The organism is Rubrilithobacter danxiaensis, from assembly GCF_047272945.1.
GTDB classification, from domain to species: domain Bacteria; phylum Bacteroidota; class Bacteroidia; order Sphingobacteriales; family Sphingobacteriaceae; genus Rubrolithibacter; species Rubrolithibacter danxiaensis.
This window is the reverse complement of record NZ_JBKOPS010000002.1, coordinates 382,243-400,423: the sequence shown is the minus strand read 5'-3', so window position 1 is coordinate 400,423 and position 18,181 is coordinate 382,243. Positions and strand designations below refer to the sequence as shown.

Sequence of the window (18,181 nt, the reverse complement as noted above, 5' to 3'; positions counted from 1 at the left end):
AGTGAGCAATGGAAGAGTTTAATTACAGGGAAGCTTTAAAAAAAATACCACCCAGACCCGGAGTATATCAGTATTGGGACGTCACCGGAGAGCTGATTTATATCGGCAAAGCAAAAAATCTTAAAAACAGGGTTTCTTCTTATTTTAATAAAGACAATTATAAGGTAAGCGCAAAAACCAGGACACTGGTTAGCAAAATAAACAAGATAACTTTTACCATTGTAGATACCGAAATTGATGCGTGGCTGCTGGAGAACAGCCTGATTAAAAAGCATCAGCCACGCTACAATATTATGTTAAAGGATGACAAAACCTATCCCTGGATTGTCATCAAAAATGAACGGTTTCCCAGAATCTACTGGACAAGGAAAATTATTAAAGACGGATCAAAATATTTTGGCCCTTATGCTTCAGTAAGTATGATGCATACAATAATTGACCTCGTTAAAGAAATTTATCCCCTCAGAACCTGCAACCTTCCGCTTTCGCCGGAAAATATTGCGGCAGGAAAATTCAAAGTGTGCCTCGAATACCAGATAGGTAACTGCAAAGGCCCCTGCCAGGCATTTGAAAGCGAAGAAGAGTACAATGCTAAAATAGAGGATATTAAAGATATTCTGAACGGAAAGATCGGCTCAGTAATCAGAAAACTTAAAAGTGAACTGTATAAGGCTGCAACAGATCTAAACTTTGAGCTTGCCCATCGCCTTAAACGACAATTCGACCTGCTTGAACGTTACCAAAGCAAATCTACTATTGTAAATTCTTCTATTACAGATGTGGATGTATTCAGTATTGCTTCTGATGAAAAACATGCCTTTGTCAATTTCCTTAAAGTGATGAATGGCACGGTAATCCAAACCCAAACTTTAGAATTAAAGAAGAAGCTGGATGAGAGTGATGAAGAATTATTGAGCTTCGCTATTTCTGAATTCAGAACCCGGTTTAACAGTCATGCTAAGGAGATCATTGTACCTTTCGAATTGGAATTAGAAGATTCTTCTCTCCGTTTTACAGTTCCTAAATTAGGTGAGAAGAAAAACCTGCTGGATTTGTCACAGAAGAACGTTACCTTCTTTAAAAGGGATAAATTAGAACAATACGAAAAGCTGAACCCGGAGGTAAGAACCGAACGTTTGTTAAAACAAATGATGAAAGACCTGCGCCTAAACCAGTTGCCACGACATATTGAATGTTTCGATAATTCAAATTTTCAGGGAAAATACCCGGTTTCCGCCATCGTGGTTTTTAAAGATACCCGCCCTTCAAAAAAAGATTACCGGCATTTTAATGTTAAAACAGTGGAAGGCCCGAACGACTTTGCGACGATGGAAGAAGCTGTTTACCGGCGTTACCGGCGCCTGCTTGAAGAAGGTGAATCCTTACCGCAGCTTATTGTAATTGACGGCGGAAAAGGGCAACTTTCTGCAGCTATGAAAAGCCTGAAACTGCTGGGAATTGAAAGCCAGGTCGCGGTAATAGGCATAGCAAAACGACTGGAAGAAATTTTTTATCCGGGCGACCAATACCCGCTGTACCTGGATAAGAAATCAGAATCGCTTAAAATCATACAGCAGCTCCGCGACGAGGCTCATCGTTTTGGCATTACTTTTCACCGGAAGAAAAGAAATAAGGGAACTTTGGTTACAGAGCTTGAAAACGTTCCGGGAATAGGTAAGAATTCTGCAGAAAAGCTATTGCAGCATTTTAAATCTGTAAAGAAAATAAAAGAGGCTCCTGCAGAAGAATTACGGAAAATAATAAATACAAAACAAGCAAAGGCTTTAACAGAGCATTTTAATAAAACAACAAATCCCGGCTAAACCGGGATTTGTTGTTTTAAATTTCATTTAGTACGACCAGAGGTCATGTTCAAAGTCAAGCAGTTCTTTCTTTACCCGTTCAGACTCATAGAGCTTGTCAATCCCCTGCGCATAGTCTTTAATTCTCAGGTCATCAGGGTTTGATTCTTTAACCACATAGCTGGCAAATACCCGCTTCATAAATATATCATCATAACTTAACCCGGTTGCATCGCTGTTTCTGTTTACTACTTCTTTGGTTACAAAAACCTGGCGTGCTTCTGGAAAATATATCCAGAAAGCAGGCTGCTCACCTAAATCCTGTCCTGCAGCTATTACTTTTTTAAGAGGAGCAATCCCGATAATCCGGGGTTCAAAAATAGAACGCTGTTTATCAAATATCCAGTCTTCTTTTATCCTGAATTTAATAACGCTGTCAGGATTAAATTCACCGGCTTTCCTTATAATCCCGGTCTGGTTTCCGTTTGCATCAAACTGAGGTACCGAAACACTGTCGGCAAACTGAGCCATCGCTTCTTCAGGTTTTAATATCTTTGAAAACTCATCGCCGTTCGGATCGTCTTTTGAAGCAGTAGCATCATAAGCTGTAAGTTCTCCGGCCTGCACTGCATCCATAATCACATCGATCAATCGCGCTTTCGGAGAAGCATATGCACGGTTCATCTTATCGCGAAGATCTATCTCACGCCACACACGTTTTGAAAACATCACGTCCGACTCTCTCAAATTTGCATAAGGCGTAACCTTGGCATCCTGAATATTACTCTTTTTATAGTAGCCGTCCAGCGGTTTATCAGATACAGGTTTAGTAGAATTACCCAAATTAGCTTTTTGAGCAAATGCCACTGTTGCTGCTACTGAAAAAATTGCGAGTAAAATAATCTTTTTCATACTCTTATTAGTTTGCAATTAAAGCGATCGGATCCAACTGGCGTTGTGTACCATCCGGACCAACTGCTATGATACCATCAAATATTACACGAGTACCCGGCGTTACACCAGCCATCGCCGACTTCATTTGTCCACTCAGAGAATTCCCGGTAGTCTGAAGTACTATAGCATCTGCCCTTGGTTTAGCAATTACTAAATTAAACCTGGTAACATTAAACTTAGCGTCGAAATCAAAGTTGTCAAGAATAGCAAAAATATTATCCTGCGACTTGATTATCACTGAACTTAAAGCTCCACCGGTTTTTCCGGCAAATTTTGCTTTAGGGTCAGGAATACGTTTTACACGGAAGTTAGTTGAACCAATTGACTGTACTTTTCCGCCAATTTCTGCAGCAACCGTTACAACTGCTTCAGAACCTGAACTTACATTTACCGTATATTTCCCGTTTGATCCTGAAATACTTCCGCCCTTCATACTTACCCGCAGGCTTTCTTTAGGAATACCGGGAGCAGAAACAGAAACTGGATTAGGTACGCCGATATAGAACACATTCATTTTATCAGGCGATACAACTGCCGACGGACGCGCTACCTGGTATTTCTGTTCAGGAGTTTTGTACTCTTTAGTCGTTCCGTCTGTTTGTTTTACCCGGATGGTTCCTACCCAGCTAAATACACCTTCGCTGTTTGTATTTACCTGATAAAGCCCTCTTCCGTCTTTTGTTTGTAAACGAGATCCGCCTACGTAAATATCCGGGTTTTGCTTGGAGTCATACGCGGTTAAGAAAACTTCGGCCTGGTAAGGCTGCCCCTGGATAAGATAAGACGTAGGAGCAACGGCTACAGCAGCAAAAGCATCCAGGTTTACTACCGCCTGATCCATTTTCCCAAAGATCTTTTTAACAACATCCGATTCAGCATTTTTCACATCCGCCTGGATCTTTGTTAAAATTGTCATTGCAGCAGTTAAAGGCGTTCCTTCACCAAAATTAACTTCTTCCCATTTCCTTTTTCCCTCTACAGCTTTTTTCGGATCCTTTGCCTCCAGTGAAAAAGTAAGGCTCTGACGGTCTTTCGGTTCAACCAGACTGATCAATTTTTCGCGTGTCTGATTGATCTTATTTTTAAGCTCTTCGCCTTTTTTCTGATTGATCATCATTCCCGGAGCAATATCAAGGTTCGCTCTTTCTACCAAGTCGCCCGACTCTTCGCTGTATCCGTTTCCGGCTTTTATAAATTGCCTCTTTAAATTCTCTACATACGAGTTCAGTTCTTCAGCAATAGCTCTTGCCTGTTTCGCTTTTTCGTAGATAGGCTTAGCCCTTTCAGGCTCTTCTTTAAGTTTTGTACTTTCAAACGAAGCAAATAATTGTTCTACACTGTTATTTACATTCGTTTTTGATGTTTCCAAACTGTCATTTAAATTCTTAAAAGCATTTAAAATTGTATCTGAAACATTCAATGCAAGCATTGCGAGCAATACCAGGTACATGATATTGATCATCTTCTGCCTCGCAGTTTCTTTACCTCCGGCCATGCGTTTCTCTAAGTTTCTATTCGGTTAAAAATTTTGGATCAAATAATTAAGCACGAGGCTGGTTCATTGCTGAAAGCATATTTCCGTAAATAGCATTTAATGAAGACAGGTTCTTTGCTAAACGGCCAACTTCTTCTTTAAACTGTTTAGAATCTTCCATTGATTCGTTAAAGTTTTGCATTGTAAGCGATAAGTTTGAATAAAACTTATTCATTGACTTTAAATGCGCACTTGAATCCTGCAATTCCAATTCGTACACTGCGTTTAACGCTGAAAGATTTTTTGCAAGATTTGTCACCTGCTCATGATACGCCTTGGTATCAACATTAGAATTACCTAACTCAGCCAGGTTTGCAGAAGCTTTTTCAAAAGCACTATTCAGCGTATCGAAACCCGCAGTAGCAGATTTTACTCTTGTGCTAAACTCGTTTGTTGCAATGGATGCATCTGCTACGTTTGAAATAGTGGCTACCTTGTCGCCGAATGTACGCAATCCTTCACCTAAGCTTCCGATCAGTTCAGGACCAATTTTAGCATCTGCAAGCATATTATCTAAAGCGGCAGTTGCAGAAGGGCTTGCAGCAACGTTGCTATTACGTACACTTACCTGTGCAGCAGGACCATCGTAATCATCAGAAAGCTCCGGATATACTTTATGCCATGCCGGTTCTGGTTTTGGAGGAAAGAAACCTGTAAGGAAAAATAAGAACGCCTCAATCCCTAACCCCGCACCTATCATGTAATTTCCATAAACTCCACCTAAGTGAAGAATTTTAAACAGCGCTCCAATAATTACCACACTGGCACCCCATGAAATTGAAACATGTAACCAATCGAATTTTTTCTTTCCAGCCATAAATAGTTTAATCGTTTTGTAGAATTGTAAATAAAATAAAATCGGAATAAATTAACGTTTGTCTTTAATATCTCTACCAGGGAAGTGAGTTACACAACGAAATCCAATGTAAGATTTTGCTGTATCCTGATATTCGAACGCACGGGTTGAATTTTGAAGGAAATACCCGATATCTTTCCATGAACCGCCGCGGATCACTTTTCTTTTCATCACTTCCGGATCACTTGCTTTAGCTTCGTAATTAAAGGTCGGGTTCAAGTCATGAACAAAAGTGGATGCAGATTCGTCAAAAGCTGAAGCTGTCCATTCTGAAACATTGCCCGCCATATTGTATAACCCGAAGTCGTTGGGGAAATATGATTTAACATTTACTGTAAAGGCCCCACCATCATCAATGTAATTTCCTCTGCCGGGCTTAAAGTTAGCCATCAGACAGCCTTTTGCGTTACGGATATAAGGCCCGCCCCAGGGGTAGTCATTTCCTATCCTTCCGCCTCTGGCAGCATATTCAAATTCTGCTTCTGTTGGCAGTTCGTAAGGTAAGCGGCTTAAACGCGGCATTTTACGACTTGTTGCATATCGCTCATATAAACGTGTACGCCATACAGTAAAAGCACGTGCCTGACGCCAGGTAACACCTACAACAGGATAATTATCAAACGCGGGATGCGAAAAATAACCTTCTGTAAGCGGTTCGTTCTGTGCATAAGCAAAATCAGCAAGCCAAACCAGCGTATCCGGATATACGGCAACTGTATCACGAAGAATGAAATCTGAACGTTTCTTTGTAGGATCACCACGGAAATTAGCGGCCTCCCGCTGCTTCATAATAGCAAAGTTGTATTTCAATAAGCGCACATCCACCTCATTGCGGTCGAAAATGCGGTCATCTCCCTGGTAATACATTCCCTGCAGCTTGTTGGCATTTGCCTGGCTTTTCTTTCCGCTCCAGATAGCAGATCCGTTTCCGACTTTTTTCCAATCAATATATTTAGGGGCAGCTGCGTTATTCGCATTCCCCTTAGTTTTCATATAGAATTTCGGATCCTGGAGATAATTTGTAATTGCGATAGAGTCACGCACCCAGTTAACGAACTGACGATATTCACTGTTGGTGATTTCGGTTTCGTCCATATAAAAAGCCTGAACTGTTACCTGTTTATTCTGGGCAATCTGTGCGAATGTGATATCCTGGTCTGTCTGGCCCATTACGAATGTTCCTGCCGGAATATAAACCATCCCCAACGGAATGTTATTATTCTTCAGCTTCTTGTTTCGAACACCTACCAGTTCCCCACCTGATCCTCTTCCACAACCACTGGAAATTGCTGCAAAAGCTGCGAGAGCGATAATGTAAAGTTTTCTCATTTTTTATTTACAGGCTTTTATACCCAATAAAATCGTTTCGAATATATTAAAAAAAAAAGATTTGAAATTACAAAAACAAAAACGCTTTGTAGTTGTACCTGACACTTTTACTATGATTTCTGCAAAATAAATTTTATATTTTTAAAAGAACAGGTAAATTCCAATAAACTTTTCTTTTTGAAAACACCTCTGATACGGAATTGCAATTACAAAGGTTTCTATAAAAGTAAATTCGGGAAAAGATTTTAATAGTTTTGTATAACTCCGAGCAAAAACTATTTGTTAACCTGCTTGATATACTGTTCGATAGCCATTGTCATGCTGGGAGCATTTGGCGTTGGAGCCGGAATATCAAGAATAAGATTATACTCTTTAATTGCCTTATGTGTGCTGGCTCCAAAAGCGGCTATACGGGTATTGTTTTGCTGAAAATCTGGAAAGTTCTTATATAAAGACTGAATGCTGGAAGGACTGAAGAAAGCAATTACATCGTAAAATACTTCTCTCAGATCAGAAAGATCACTGCATACGGTCCTGAATAAAACAGCAGGCGTAAAATCATATCCGTTTTCCTGCAAAAATTTCTGAGTTTCTTCAGCAGCAACATCCGAACAGGGATAAAGAAACTTTTCGCTGGCATGCTTTTTTAACACTTCAGCAAGGTCGGAAGCAGTTTGTTTTCCGAAAAAGATCTTTCTCTTACGGTACTGGATGTATTTTTGAAGATATAAGGCAATTGTTTCAGAAAGACAGAAGTACTTCATCTCGGCAGGGACTTCATAACGCATTTCCTCGCAAATACGAAAAAAGTGATCAGCGGCGTTTCTGCTTGTAAAAATAACGGCTGTGAAGTCAGCAAGGTTAATTTTCTCTTTTCTGAATTCTTTTGCAGGTACCCCCTCAACATGAATAAAAGAACGAAAATCAACTTTTACATTATATTTTTTTGCAAGATCAAAATAAGGTGATTTATCGGTATCAGGTTTTGGTAAAGTAACCAAAATACTTTTCACTTTTTTCTTTCGCTCGTCTGATAATTGCATATAATCTTTAAAACCTAAGTGCCTTAATTAGAATAACCAATGGGCAAATTTCGAGGGTGCAAATATACAAAAACAAATACACTTTAGGAAACCTGTAATTGGATAATATTATTGTTCCTGCCCGTAAGAACTGGATAAAAAATATTAAAACTACGGTTACAATAGCTATATAAATATAAATCTGAGCAAACCGGAAAGGGGTTAAACTAAATGCCACAACTAAAGGAAGGAACAGAATTGCAGCATTAAAATAGCTTAAAAACAGCACCGTTGCATATTCCTTAACCAGCTTCCTGATATCAAATATAAATCCTATAAGCCGGAGAATAGCTATCTTAAAAGTAAACAGTCCGATTACTAAAAGCGATACCGTTAGCAGCCACTGAAAACCACCCAGAAAATAAGTCAGTTCGAAATATTTGCCGCATAAATATAAAAAGGCACCTATTGTAAACCCGAACAATATATAAAGAAATAAAAATGACCAGGAACTAAAAAGATTCCCCTCTTTATTAATCTGCCCAAGTACACGGTTACTGTAAAAAGATTCAAGAATTAAGGAGAGTTCTTTTGAAAAAGTTTGTTTAAGAATGGCAAAGAAAAGCAACAGAAAAACAACGAAGCCCAAAAACCACTGCTCACCCTTGGACCGAATCCTGCCCTCCTTTAAACGGTTGGGTTTTAATGGAAACTTTTTGGCCCATGATTTAAAATCCCAGTTCTTCACGGTGTGTAACTGTACAAGGCTATCAACGAACTGATTGGGACGATTGGGATCCGGCCTTTTAATCCAAACCATGCTTACGGAATCTGCAATTGCTTTTAAAGAGTCCTGTACCGCTTTAATAGAATCCTGTTTCTGCTTATACAAAGCCAATGCAGCAGAATCAGAAGAATAATATCGCTTAAACGTGTTACGGGAAACAGAAGCGGAAGTATCTGTTTGCGCCGATGCCTGGATAGTGAAGCAAAAAATTATAGAAACAAATATGGCCAGCTTAAAACGCATATAACAGATACAAACTCTTTTACTTCTTCAAAAGTACCCAAAATATCAAAATTAAGGGATACCTTTTACAGGAAATGGTCCTGATGCCTATAGAAATATTATTTCAATCCGTTTAAACTATACTGCCCTAATGTGGTTATACCTTTATGGATACATTGGCAATTCAGGTAATGCTGAAAGACGGTTCTGTTACGGACTACGAAGTACGGAATGAAAGAGACGGGGAAACTTATGAAGTTTTGCAGAATGGAAAATCAGTGGCATTATTTCAAAGTGAGGGAAGCGGCTGGAAAATGCTGGAAAATCCGGAGAATATCGACACCGACCTGCGGGATAGAATTATGAATCAGCTAAACGGACTAAGAAGGTAACGAATGAAAAAGAGGAAGTTAAGTAACTTCCTCTTTTTATTCTTAAAGCCTACTTCTATAAACTCAAGTATTCTCTCTCCCGCCGCCCTTCAAATCTTTATCGAGTTCTATTTCTGATTTAGTTTTATCGATGTTTTCCCGAAAGTTTTCGATAATGTTGGAATCCTGGTATTTAACCTGATCGCTGTTCATATCTCCGTGACTTCCTGCTTCAAAAGCCCGTTCTTCACTACCCGGCGGGTTATCGCCTAACTGATTTTTATTTGCGGGGCCGTTATCCGGAACCGGCATTCCCTCTCCTTCTGCTGAGGTTCCCTGAGTTCTCCCTAAAATCGAATCACCCATATTCTCAGTTGTTGTGATACTTCCTGAAGTTTCGTCAAGTTCTTCGTTATCTTTTCTTATTCTTTCCGTCAAATCGTTAGTATCAGTTCCTTGATTATTTTGATCATCGGGCTGAAGGAAATCCTCTTCTGCACCCAAATTTTGATTATTTTCCATATATGTTCTGTTAACTATTTAAAAGAACAGAACGGAAAACTATTTGTTCAAAAAATTATCCTTCCTGAAACTGAAAAATCAATTTTCCCTGAACTGACGAATACGTATCGGATACAGCATTAACAATGTCATTCTGATTATGGTCTTTTGCTTCTTTCTTAAAAGCCTCCATAATTGCTATAGATTGCTGAATAGTAAACTTATTATTTTGCTGCTCCTCTTCACTCAGGCTTGCCAAATAACGAACTTCGCTTGCCAGAAAATCCACCGCACTCTTTGCTAACGAGTAGGTCCAGGAAGTTTCTCCAAGCTGATTTAAGCTAACCGTAGCCCTGTATTTATCAATAGTATCTGCAATGCTGTAATTTCTTAGGGGCAAATCAGACAAGGCTTTTTCTATAACCTCTCGGGCCAGTGTGGTTTTACCTTCAAAAATCAGATTCTCAGTTAAGGTATTCATCGTATTCCAGGTTATTTTAGCTACTCTCCTCGATTCGGGATCAAGATTGGCTGCTTTATTAAATGAATCGAGTTTAAACTTTTGCATCACATTCGCATACAAAGCAGTTGTATTGGTAAGCTCAGATTTATCCCGCTCGTCTTTCACATCCCGTTTTAACGGCAATAAACGATAAGCGTAACCTTCCAGGTACAAATAGCGGTCTAATCCGAAATAACTATCCTTAGACAGGGATACTGTAAAATATACCGGGCGCTTCCAGTTGTTATGAGCGATGATATCCATCATAGCAAGGTCTGCCCTTGTAACTATATTTTTCCCGTAACTCCATTCTATTTTTGAACTTAATTGAGATAATTGTGCTTTGGTAACTGTACCGGTTTTTAATACCTGTTCAGGATTAACTGTTAAATGAAACTTCTTTGTAGGAAGAAAATTAGATTTAGAACCATCCTGCATTGTAACCATATCTTGCTCGTTATCGGAGGTAAGTACTTCAAGAATTTTACTCAGTTCAACAGAATCAGTTAATCCATAATCTACATAAGGCATTACATCCCTCACCCCATCAACATATTTGTTTGCAGGCATTGTTACAGGCAAAGGGGCGGAGGTGTATAATTTTTCTTTTAACTTATCGATATAAGAAGGATTGAATAAGAGCTGCAGATTGACAATGCGTACATCCGGACGAACACCTTCAACTTCCTGTGCATACCACAAAGGATAGGTATCGTTATCGGCATTGGTAAAAAGTATTGCGTTTGGAGCGCAGGATTGCAGGTAATTTACCGCCATGTCGTGGGCTACATAGTTCCCGGAGCGATTGTGGTCATCCCATCCCTGGTAAATCATTATAAACGGAGCTGCAGCAAAACAAACCAGAAAAGCGAAAGATGAACTAAAGGCTGCGGGAGAAAACCGCCGCACAATGTCTCTAATTCCTAAAACTCCCAGCCCTATCCAGATGGCAAACGTATAAAATGACCCTACGTAAGCGTAATCACGTTCCCGAACCTGTATGGGGTTCTGATTTAAATACAACACAATTGCAATGCCTGTAAAAAAGAACAGCAGACTTACCACAAGTCCATCTTTCCGGTTTCTTTTAAACTGATAAACGAGCCCTATTAATCCGAGAATAAAAGGCAAGGCATAGAACTTATTATGCCCGGCATTCTTGGTTATCGATACGGGCAATTGTTCCTGATTTCCTGAATATAGATTATCAATAGCTTTAATACCGGTAATCCAGCTTCCGTTCCTGTCATTTCCGAAGCCCTGTTCGTCGTTTTGCCTACCGGAAAAGTTCCACATAAAATATCTCCAGTACATAAATCCTAGCTGATACGAACTAAAAAACTGAAGATTATTGTAGAAACTTGCTTTTTCATTAGCAGAAAGTCCTAACCAGTTTTGATAAAAAGCAATATGATTATCATCATCGCTATAAATACGGGGGAAAACAGAATTTCTGTCATATTGCGGAACTAACTTTTCCCCTTTTACCTCGTACTTGTTTTCGCCTTTGCGATACAAATTACCGTCTTTTTTACTGCCGATGTATTCTGAGTCGAAATATTTTCCGTACAATAAAGGCCTGTCTCCGTATTGCTCCCTCCCCAGGTAACCAAGTAACGAAAAGGCATTATCCGGATTACTTATATTGATGGTTGTTTTGGCATTTGCACGGATCAAAATCATCGCGTAGGAAGAATAACCTAATAAAATAAACGTAAGGCAAACCAGACCCAGATTTAGCGCCGCTTTTTGTTTTTTATTCGAATAGATTATTCCAAAAGTGATGGTGGAAATAAGCAGAATAACAAATACCAAAGCACCCGTTCCGAAAGCAAAGTGCAGGGAATTAACAAAAAACAGTTCTAATTTTGAGGCGAAAAGGACCAGGTATTGAACAATTCCATATTGTATAAAGGCCAAAATTGCACATCCTGCCAAAAAAGCAAGAAATATTCCTTTGGCGCTTGCTTGTTTATTTTGCCTAAAGTAATAAATCAGTACAATAGCTGGACCTGCCAGCAGGCTTAATAAATGGATCCCTATTGATAACCCGATGATATAAGAAATTAAAACAAGCCATTTATCTGCATTGCTTTCTTGTGGAGAGGATTCCCATTTTAAAATCGCCCAGAAAACCACTGCAGTACATAAGGAAGATAAGGCATATACTTCTGCCTCAACCGCCGAGAACCAAAAGGAATCAGAAACTGCAAATGCCATCGCTCCGACAGCTCCGGCCGCAATTATTGTAAAAACATCATGGGAATTTAATTCTGTTTCCTTTTTTATTAATTTGAGTGCAAGGGCTGTTATGGTCCAGAACAAGAACATAATGGTTGCCGCACTTGCCAGGGCAGAACTTATGTTTACCCAGAAAGCAACTTGCGTTGGTTCGGCAGCAATCATGGAAAATATTTTTGCCAGCATCATAAACAAGGGAGCGCCGGGCTGATGCCCGACCTGAATTTTATAGGCAGTAGCAATAAATTCGCCACAATCCCAAAAGCTTACAGTAGGCTGCAGCGTTGCTGTATAAATTACAAATGCAGCAAGAAAACAAAGTACTCCAACCAGGTTGTTAAGAGAGGCAAAACTTTTCATCGGAATAATTTTAGCTTGATAATGTAATAGTTAGATAAAGCTATCATTATTCTTTGAAGAATAAGAGAAGAAGTTTAATGCAATTCTTTAATTTCCTTTTGCAGGATCATTCCGGGTGGAAAAACAATTGTAAACACCGTTCCAACATTTACTTCCGACTGAACCTGTAAATCAATATCATGATAATTTACAATGCTTTTCACAATAGCAAGTCCTAAACCGTAACCGGGGCTTTTAGACAAATTTGCTTTCCGAAATCGTTCGAAAATAGAATTTAACTGCGATTCAGGCACGCCTATTCCTGTATCGGCAATCTTTATTTCGTACTGATTTTTCACATTAAATGTATCTGTGATTTTTATTTCGCCATCAGCTTTATTGTATTTAATGGCATTGTTAATTAAGTTATAGAAAAGTTGGAACAGGAGCGTTTTATTGCAATTTATAATAGTAGCTGCAGCCCGAAGCTCCATGCTTATTTTAATTTGTTTTTCTTCCAGTCGGTGGCCGATTTCTTCGATAATTTCTTCGATAAGGGCGGAAACAGCAATACTATCTTTTTTTACGAATTGTTCGTTTTCTATCCTCGAGATCAATAAAAGAGAGTTTACAATTTTTTTAAGCCGGTTGAGCGACTTCATCATCTCAATTAAACGCTGCTGGACCGTTTCATTTACCTCTTCATGAAGCATCAGGTTTTCAATTTTGCTTTGCAGGATACTGATTGGAGTCATCAACTCATGAGAAGCATTTGCTGTAAACTCCCGTTCTTTTTCAAAAGCTTCGTTTATCTGATCCATCAACAGGATCAATGAATTATCGAGGTACTTAAAATCAATAGTAGATGTTTTAACTGGCGAAACATCCTCATTAAAGGGAAACCGCTGGTTAACAAGCTTGGTTTTTATTATAAGCCCTAGCGGCTTTACCAAAAGCCGGGTAACTAATATATCTATTAAAAGGGTTATTAAAACCAATCCGATCAATACATATAAAGCAATTTTTTGCAAGGGGCGATTATACTGATCGATGGTTGCTGTGGTTTTACCAATTTCGAGCAGGTAATTCTGCTTATCGGCCTTAAAGGAGTGGCTTAAAATCCGGTAAGTTAGCGTATCCTGTTCCACAATGCGCTGAGCAGTTTCTATCGTGTCAATCCGAATTGTTGTTTCCACAGGCTCCAGTGCTATGTACTCTTCCTTAAGCATCGTATAACTACCGTAGCTTTTTTCGCCTTGCAAATAAAAATCCACCCCATTTTTTGAAACTACATCCATTACTTTCTGCTGCTGTTGCCGCAAATAATAATTGGTGTACTGAAAAGCAATTCTTTCAACAAGGGCAGGCAATATAAGAACGAACAGCAATACAATTGCCAGCTTAGAGATGGTAATGAAAAAGGTTAATTTATTAACTAACTTCAATCCTGTTTTTTTATTTTATAGCCTACTCCGCGTACGGTTTCTAACCATTCTGTGGGTCCGTATGTACCTAACTTTTTACGGATATTTTTTATATGCGCATCAATATAGTTAGAGTCGTTATCATCATCGGCAAAATTCCCCCAAATATGTTCACTTAGCTGAGAACGTGTCAACGGTCGGTTTTTATGCAACAACAAATAGCTTAACAGGTCGAATTCCTTTCGGGAAAGCTCTATTTCTATACCACCATGTTCTGCTATTCTTTTCTGAAGGTCAATATTAAACTCGCCTATCGGGATGATATGCTGCTGAAGGCCGAATTTGCGACGGGAAATGGCGTGCATGCGAGATTGCAGTTCAAGCAATGAAAAGGGTTTTGGTAAATAGTCATCAGCTCCAAGGTCCAATCCTTTTATGCGATCTTCAATATTTCCACGTGCAGTTAGAATTATATAAGCAGCATTTGGATTGTACTTTTTTGCCTGCTGCAACACATTCAACCCATCGTCATCAGGCAAGCCAAGATCTATGAGGATAAAATCATAAAAATTATCTTCAACTTTATCCACTCCCTGCTTGGCTGTATGAGCCAGATCGCAGATATAAAAAGCTTTCTTCAAAAATGCTTCTATTTCGTACGCCAGTGTTTTTTCGTCTTCAACTATCAGTACTTTCAATGCTTAAAATAAATAATAAAAACTGAGGTTAAGAAAATAGCGGGGTTTGTTTGAATAGCTTGCTACTTTCTTTCCCAGAAATGATACCTGATTGCCAACTTCTATACTGTAATGATCCCGATTATACGCTACGGGCAATTTCAAATTATAAGATATGAATTCAAAGCTTTGCGTAGCAACTGTAGTAGTTTTACTCTTTTTAGATTTTCCCTTCCTTTTCGTTGTATAGGTTCTGTAGAAATGCTGTGTACCTCCTACTAATTCAATAGCGGGCTCTAACGAGATATAATCCTTTTTAGTAAGTAAACTCCCCAGATCAATAAATTTCGAGTTAGTAAATGTTAAAAACAAGTCTTTTTCTTCCCCATAGGCATAATCAGCGTTTAGCATGGTATTAAACCATTTCAACTCATATTCTAGAGAGGCACTCGCCATGTTATCATTACCTGCCTGAAGTAAAGGCGAACTTGGAGGATAAAAGGAATACGAATAACTCACGCTTCCGTTTAAAGACTTGGCCAGGGCAAAATCATAACCAATACCTAAAATACTTACCGATGATCCGCCACCTGCATTTAAAAGCTTATAAGCGCCGCCGGAAAGCCACACGCCGTTGGGAAATGTTACGGAAGCATTTGTTAAAATATAAGGAAGTTTTTCATCTGTTGTTTGCCCGTAATAATTTGCATTATTACTGAACTGAGCGGCAAAAATTACAGTAACAGGAGGTTTTTGGGTTTTTAACGTATCTATTGCGGCAATACTTTTTAAGGATAAAACAGATAAAAAACTTAAAAAGATGTAGTTCATCCCTGATTATTAATTAGAATCGCATTTTTACTGACCTGAATTGCTTTGTTTTAGGTTTTGCCCCTTTAATCGTTTTACCTTTTGTCCCACCGCTTATTGTACGAGGTTTTAGCTGCCTCCTCGATTTAGGCACTTCTTTTATTTCAGGTTTTTTTTTCGGCACCTGCCTTACAGGCTTTTTTTGTACTGTCGTTTTCTTCGGCGCTAACTGATTACCTGTCTTTTTTACTGCAGGCTGACTAACTTTCTTTCTTGGTACAGACTGGCTAACTTTCTTCTTTGGTACCTGCTGAGTTACCTTCTTCTTAGGCACTTGTTGAATAACCTTTTTTTTAGGTGCCGCCTGATTGATTTTCTTTTTATGTATCTGCCGGATACCGCGTTTTTTGGGCAACTGCTGCTTAAAACGCTTTTTAGGCATTTTCTGTGCAGGCCCCGGCCCTATCTTCAAAACAAATTCATTCTCCCCATAATTACCTGCAATACTTAAAGAATGTTTGGCAAAAAGCAATACAGGGAAAACTTGTAAACATATTAGCAGAAACAGGCCACGGAACAAAGCAGAATGAGTCATGAGTTGTAAAATTAAGGAAAGTTTGCCTGATAAGAGGCAAACTTTCTGTAGTGAAGAAGTATATATGTAGAAGCCTTACAATACACTAAAACCTTAAGCAGCGCATTGGTCGGGCGAAATTGCAATCTGGAAAGGCAGCTTTACTTTAGCAAAGCTGCGCTGTCCTTCGTACATCCTTTTCCAATCAAAAATTCAATTGATTTTATTCAAATAACACTCGCTAAGATGAAAACAAGATGAAATTTGAAATATTTTTTCTCTTTTTCGAAAGAAGCTATAAGAAAGAGGATTTAAAGGACTTAGTCTATTTTTTCTGCTGTAATCCGGGTAGATTCCTGTGCCATTGTTTCAAAGACCAGTTTCTTCGAATTGATTTCTTTAATAAGAAAGGGTATTGGGCGAGTAGTACCGCCAGGTAAATCTTCTGTATAACGGATAATATTTCCTTCCATTTTAAATTTTCCGTGAGAAAGGATTTTTCCTCCCCACATAATTACCAGCTTTCCATCTTCAGAAAACCGGATGGAAGGCGATTGCTCCGCTACTTCCTGCGCTGAAAGGTTTTGAGAAGGATCATGAAGCTCTTCCACTTTTAAATACTTCCATTCTCCGTATAAATCACCTGTATTTATTCCCGAACTGCAGGAATTGATCCAGAATACGGCCAAAAGAATAAAAAAATAAATGCTTCTTTTCATCAGCTTCAAAGATAGAAACACATTTGCTTAATCCATATTGTATAGATTAACCTTTGCAATTTAATTGGTGTAACCTGCTAAAAGTCCTCCTCCGGGTAAAATCTTTATAATAAATTCCTCAATTTAGCGGCCGGAAATGAAGGCATGGAAGAATTGATAAATACAATCGAATCCCTTATTGAGAACGGGAAGGAGCAGGAGCTTGGAAAATTTCTTGATAGCCTTAATATTTCGGAGGTTGGTCAGCTTATTGAAGATTTCGATGATTACGGGCCAAAGATTATCGAAATGCTATCTATGAACCGGGCAGTGAACGTGTTCAGAATCTTAAACTTCCCTACTCAGGAACGGATAATAAAAAAATTATCAAGCAAACGTATCTCAGGTTTAATAAACGGGCTTCCTCCCGATGATCGTACCGCACTTTTCAGTGAACTTCACGGCGATACTGTAAAAAACCTGATCATTCTGCTGCCTGCCGAAGACCGTAAAGAAGCGCTTTCCCTTTTAGGGTATCCGGAGGAGAGCGTAGGGAGATTAATGACCCCCGATTACATCGCCGTAAAGGAAGACTGGAATGTAGGCAGGGTTCTGGAGCATATACGCAAATTCGGCAAGAACTCAGAAACGATTGACGTTATTTATGTAATTGATGATAAAGGAGCGCTTTTAGATGATATCAGGATAAGACAGGTTTTGTTAGTAAAACCCGAAACTCCTGTGCGTAAATTAATGGACAACCGTTTAATAGCTCTTACCGTAGATGAAACGCAGGAAGAAGCTATTAATACGTTCCGGATGAACAACAGGGTAGCGCTCCCGGTTATTGACAATGAAAATATTCTTTTAGGTATTGTTACCATCGATGATATTTTATGGATAGCAAACGAAGAATATACAGAAGATATTCAGAAAATTGGCGGAACCGAAGCATTAAACGAACCGTACCTTGATATTCCATTAATACAGCTGGTAAGAAAACGGATCGGCTGGCTGGTAATTTTATTCTTAAGTGAAATGCTTACCGCTACGGCAATGGGCTTTTTTGAAGATCAGATTGCAAAAGCCGTGGTTCTGGCACTGTTTGTTCCGTTAATTATTTCGAGCGGCGGCAACAGCGGTTCTCAGGCATCTACCTTAATTATCAGGGCAATGGCATTGGGCGAAGTAACTTTATCTGACTGGTGGCGGGTAATGCGCAGGGAAATACTTTCCGGACTTTTACTGGGACTCGCCCTGGGAATTATCGGTTTTTTACGCATTTACGCCTGGACGTTTTTTACAGATATTTACGGTGAGCACTGGCTGCTGATTGCACTTACAGTTGGGTTAGCGCTGATAGGTGTTGTTCTATGGGGATCCCTTGCCGGTTCTATGCTGCCATTACTGTTAAAAAAGCTGGGAGCAGACCCTGCTACATCTTCAGCACCTTTTGTAGCAACATTAGTTGATGTAACAGGCCTTGTTATTTACTTTTCCATAGCCTTGGTTTTAATGCAGGGAATCTTACTTTAAAC

Annotated in this window: 16 protein-coding genes; 3 read left to right on the top strand and 13 right to left on the bottom strand. The window is 39.1% G+C overall.

The genetic code is table 11. The annotated features are described in order from the left end of the window. Window positions 1–8: 8 nt before the first annotated feature. Window positions 9–1,823, top strand: coding sequence for an excinuclease ABC subunit UvrC (uvrC, locus tag ACLCDL_RS03890; protein ID WP_423146956.1), 1,815 nt, complete (start codon window positions 9–11; stop codon window positions 1,821–1,823). Between the two features lie 27 nt (window positions 1,824–1,850). On the opposite strand, the gene porN is transcribed toward uvrC, so the two are convergent. The 6 genes from porN to ACLCDL_RS03860 form a co-directional block, all read right to left on the bottom strand. Next, window positions 1,851–2,714 carry a type IX secretion system ring subunit PorN/GldN gene (gene porN, locus ACLCDL_RS03885; RefSeq protein ID WP_423146954.1) on the bottom strand — a complete coding sequence of 288 codons (864 nt, stop codon included), beginning with the start codon at window positions 2,712–2,714 and terminating at the stop codon, window positions 1,851–1,853. A gap of 7 nt (window positions 2,715–2,721) precedes the next feature. Then, window positions 2,722–4,251 carry a type IX secretion system motor protein PorM/GldM gene (gene porM / locus ACLCDL_RS03880; protein ID WP_423146952.1) on the bottom strand — a complete coding sequence of 510 codons (1,530 nt, stop codon included), beginning with the start codon at window positions 4,249–4,251 and terminating at the stop codon, window positions 2,722–2,724. A gap of 46 nt (window positions 4,252–4,297) precedes the next feature. Beyond that, entirely contained in the window at window positions 4,298–5,107 is an 810-nt protein-coding gene (gene porL / locus ACLCDL_RS03875) for a type IX secretion system motor protein PorL/GldL (protein ID WP_423146950.1), read from the bottom strand. Window positions 5,108–5,158: 51 nt separating this feature from the next. After that, window positions 5,159–6,475, bottom strand: a complete 1,317-nt coding sequence (porK, locus tag ACLCDL_RS03870) for a T9SS ring complex lipoprotein PorK/GldK (protein ID WP_423146948.1) — start codon at window positions 6,473–6,475, stop codon at window positions 5,159–5,161. A gap of 275 nt (window positions 6,476–6,750) precedes the next feature. Further along, entirely contained in the window at window positions 6,751–7,518 is a 768-nt protein-coding gene (locus tag ACLCDL_RS03865) for a uroporphyrinogen-III synthase (RefSeq protein WP_423146946.1), read from the bottom strand. Between the two features lie 7 nt (window positions 7,519–7,525). Beyond that, window positions 7,526–8,527 carry a DUF4271 domain-containing protein gene (locus tag ACLCDL_RS03860; protein ID WP_423146944.1) on the bottom strand — a complete coding sequence of 334 codons (1,002 nt, stop codon included), beginning with the start codon at window positions 8,525–8,527 and terminating at the stop codon, window positions 7,526–7,528. A gap of 146 nt (window positions 8,528–8,673) precedes the next feature. Between ACLCDL_RS03860 and ACLCDL_RS03855 the strand changes: the two genes are divergently transcribed. After that, on the top strand, window positions 8,674–8,898 hold the full coding sequence (locus ACLCDL_RS03855; protein WP_423146942.1) for a hypothetical protein: 225 nt from the start codon (window positions 8,674–8,676) through the stop codon (window positions 8,896–8,898). Window positions 8,899–8,961: 63 nt separating this feature from the next. Here ACLCDL_RS03855 and ACLCDL_RS03850 read toward each other — a convergent pair whose 3' ends face one another. The 7 genes from ACLCDL_RS03850 to ACLCDL_RS03820 form a co-directional block, all read right to left on the bottom strand. After that, window positions 8,962–9,399 (bottom strand): hypothetical protein, encoded by a 438-nt coding sequence (locus ACLCDL_RS03850; RefSeq protein WP_423146940.1) that lies wholly within the window; start codon window positions 9,397–9,399, stop codon window positions 8,962–8,964. Between the two features lie 55 nt (window positions 9,400–9,454). Beyond that, window positions 9,455–12,481, bottom strand: coding sequence for a glycosyltransferase family 117 protein (locus ACLCDL_RS03845; protein WP_423146938.1), 3,027 nt, complete (start codon window positions 12,479–12,481; stop codon window positions 9,455–9,457). Window positions 12,482–12,555: 74 nt separating this feature from the next. After that, a complete protein-coding gene (locus tag ACLCDL_RS03840; protein ID WP_423146936.1) occupies window positions 12,556–13,905 on the bottom strand; it encodes a sensor histidine kinase in 1,350 nt (449 codons plus the stop codon). Beyond that, window positions 13,902–14,582, bottom strand: a complete 681-nt coding sequence (locus tag ACLCDL_RS03835; RefSeq protein WP_423146934.1) for a response regulator transcription factor — start codon at window positions 14,580–14,582, stop codon at window positions 13,902–13,904. Before ACLCDL_RS03835 ends, ACLCDL_RS03840 begins: the two co-directional genes overlap by 4 nt. A gap of 3 nt (window positions 14,583–14,585) precedes the next feature. Then, window positions 14,586–15,392: a hypothetical protein gene (locus ACLCDL_RS03830; protein ID WP_423146932.1), complete on the bottom strand. Its 807-nt coding sequence runs from the start codon at window positions 15,390–15,392 to the stop codon at window positions 14,586–14,588. Window positions 15,393–15,405: 13 nt separating this feature from the next. Beyond that, window positions 15,406–15,966 carry a hypothetical protein gene (locus ACLCDL_RS03825; protein WP_423146930.1) on the bottom strand — a complete coding sequence of 187 codons (561 nt, stop codon included), beginning with the start codon at window positions 15,964–15,966 and terminating at the stop codon, window positions 15,406–15,408. Between the two features lie 299 nt (window positions 15,967–16,265). Then, the gene (locus ACLCDL_RS03820) at window positions 16,266–16,664 is read right to left on the bottom strand and encodes a hypothetical protein (RefSeq protein WP_423146928.1); all 399 of its coding nucleotides are present in this window, start codon (window positions 16,662–16,664) and stop codon (window positions 16,266–16,268) included. Between the two features lie 144 nt (window positions 16,665–16,808). On the opposite strand from ACLCDL_RS03820, the gene mgtE reads away from it, so the two are divergent. Next, window positions 16,809–18,179 (top strand): magnesium transporter, encoded by a 1,371-nt coding sequence (gene mgtE / locus ACLCDL_RS03815; protein WP_423146926.1) that lies wholly within the window; start codon window positions 16,809–16,811, stop codon window positions 18,177–18,179. Window positions 18,180–18,181: the final 2 nt, after the last annotated feature.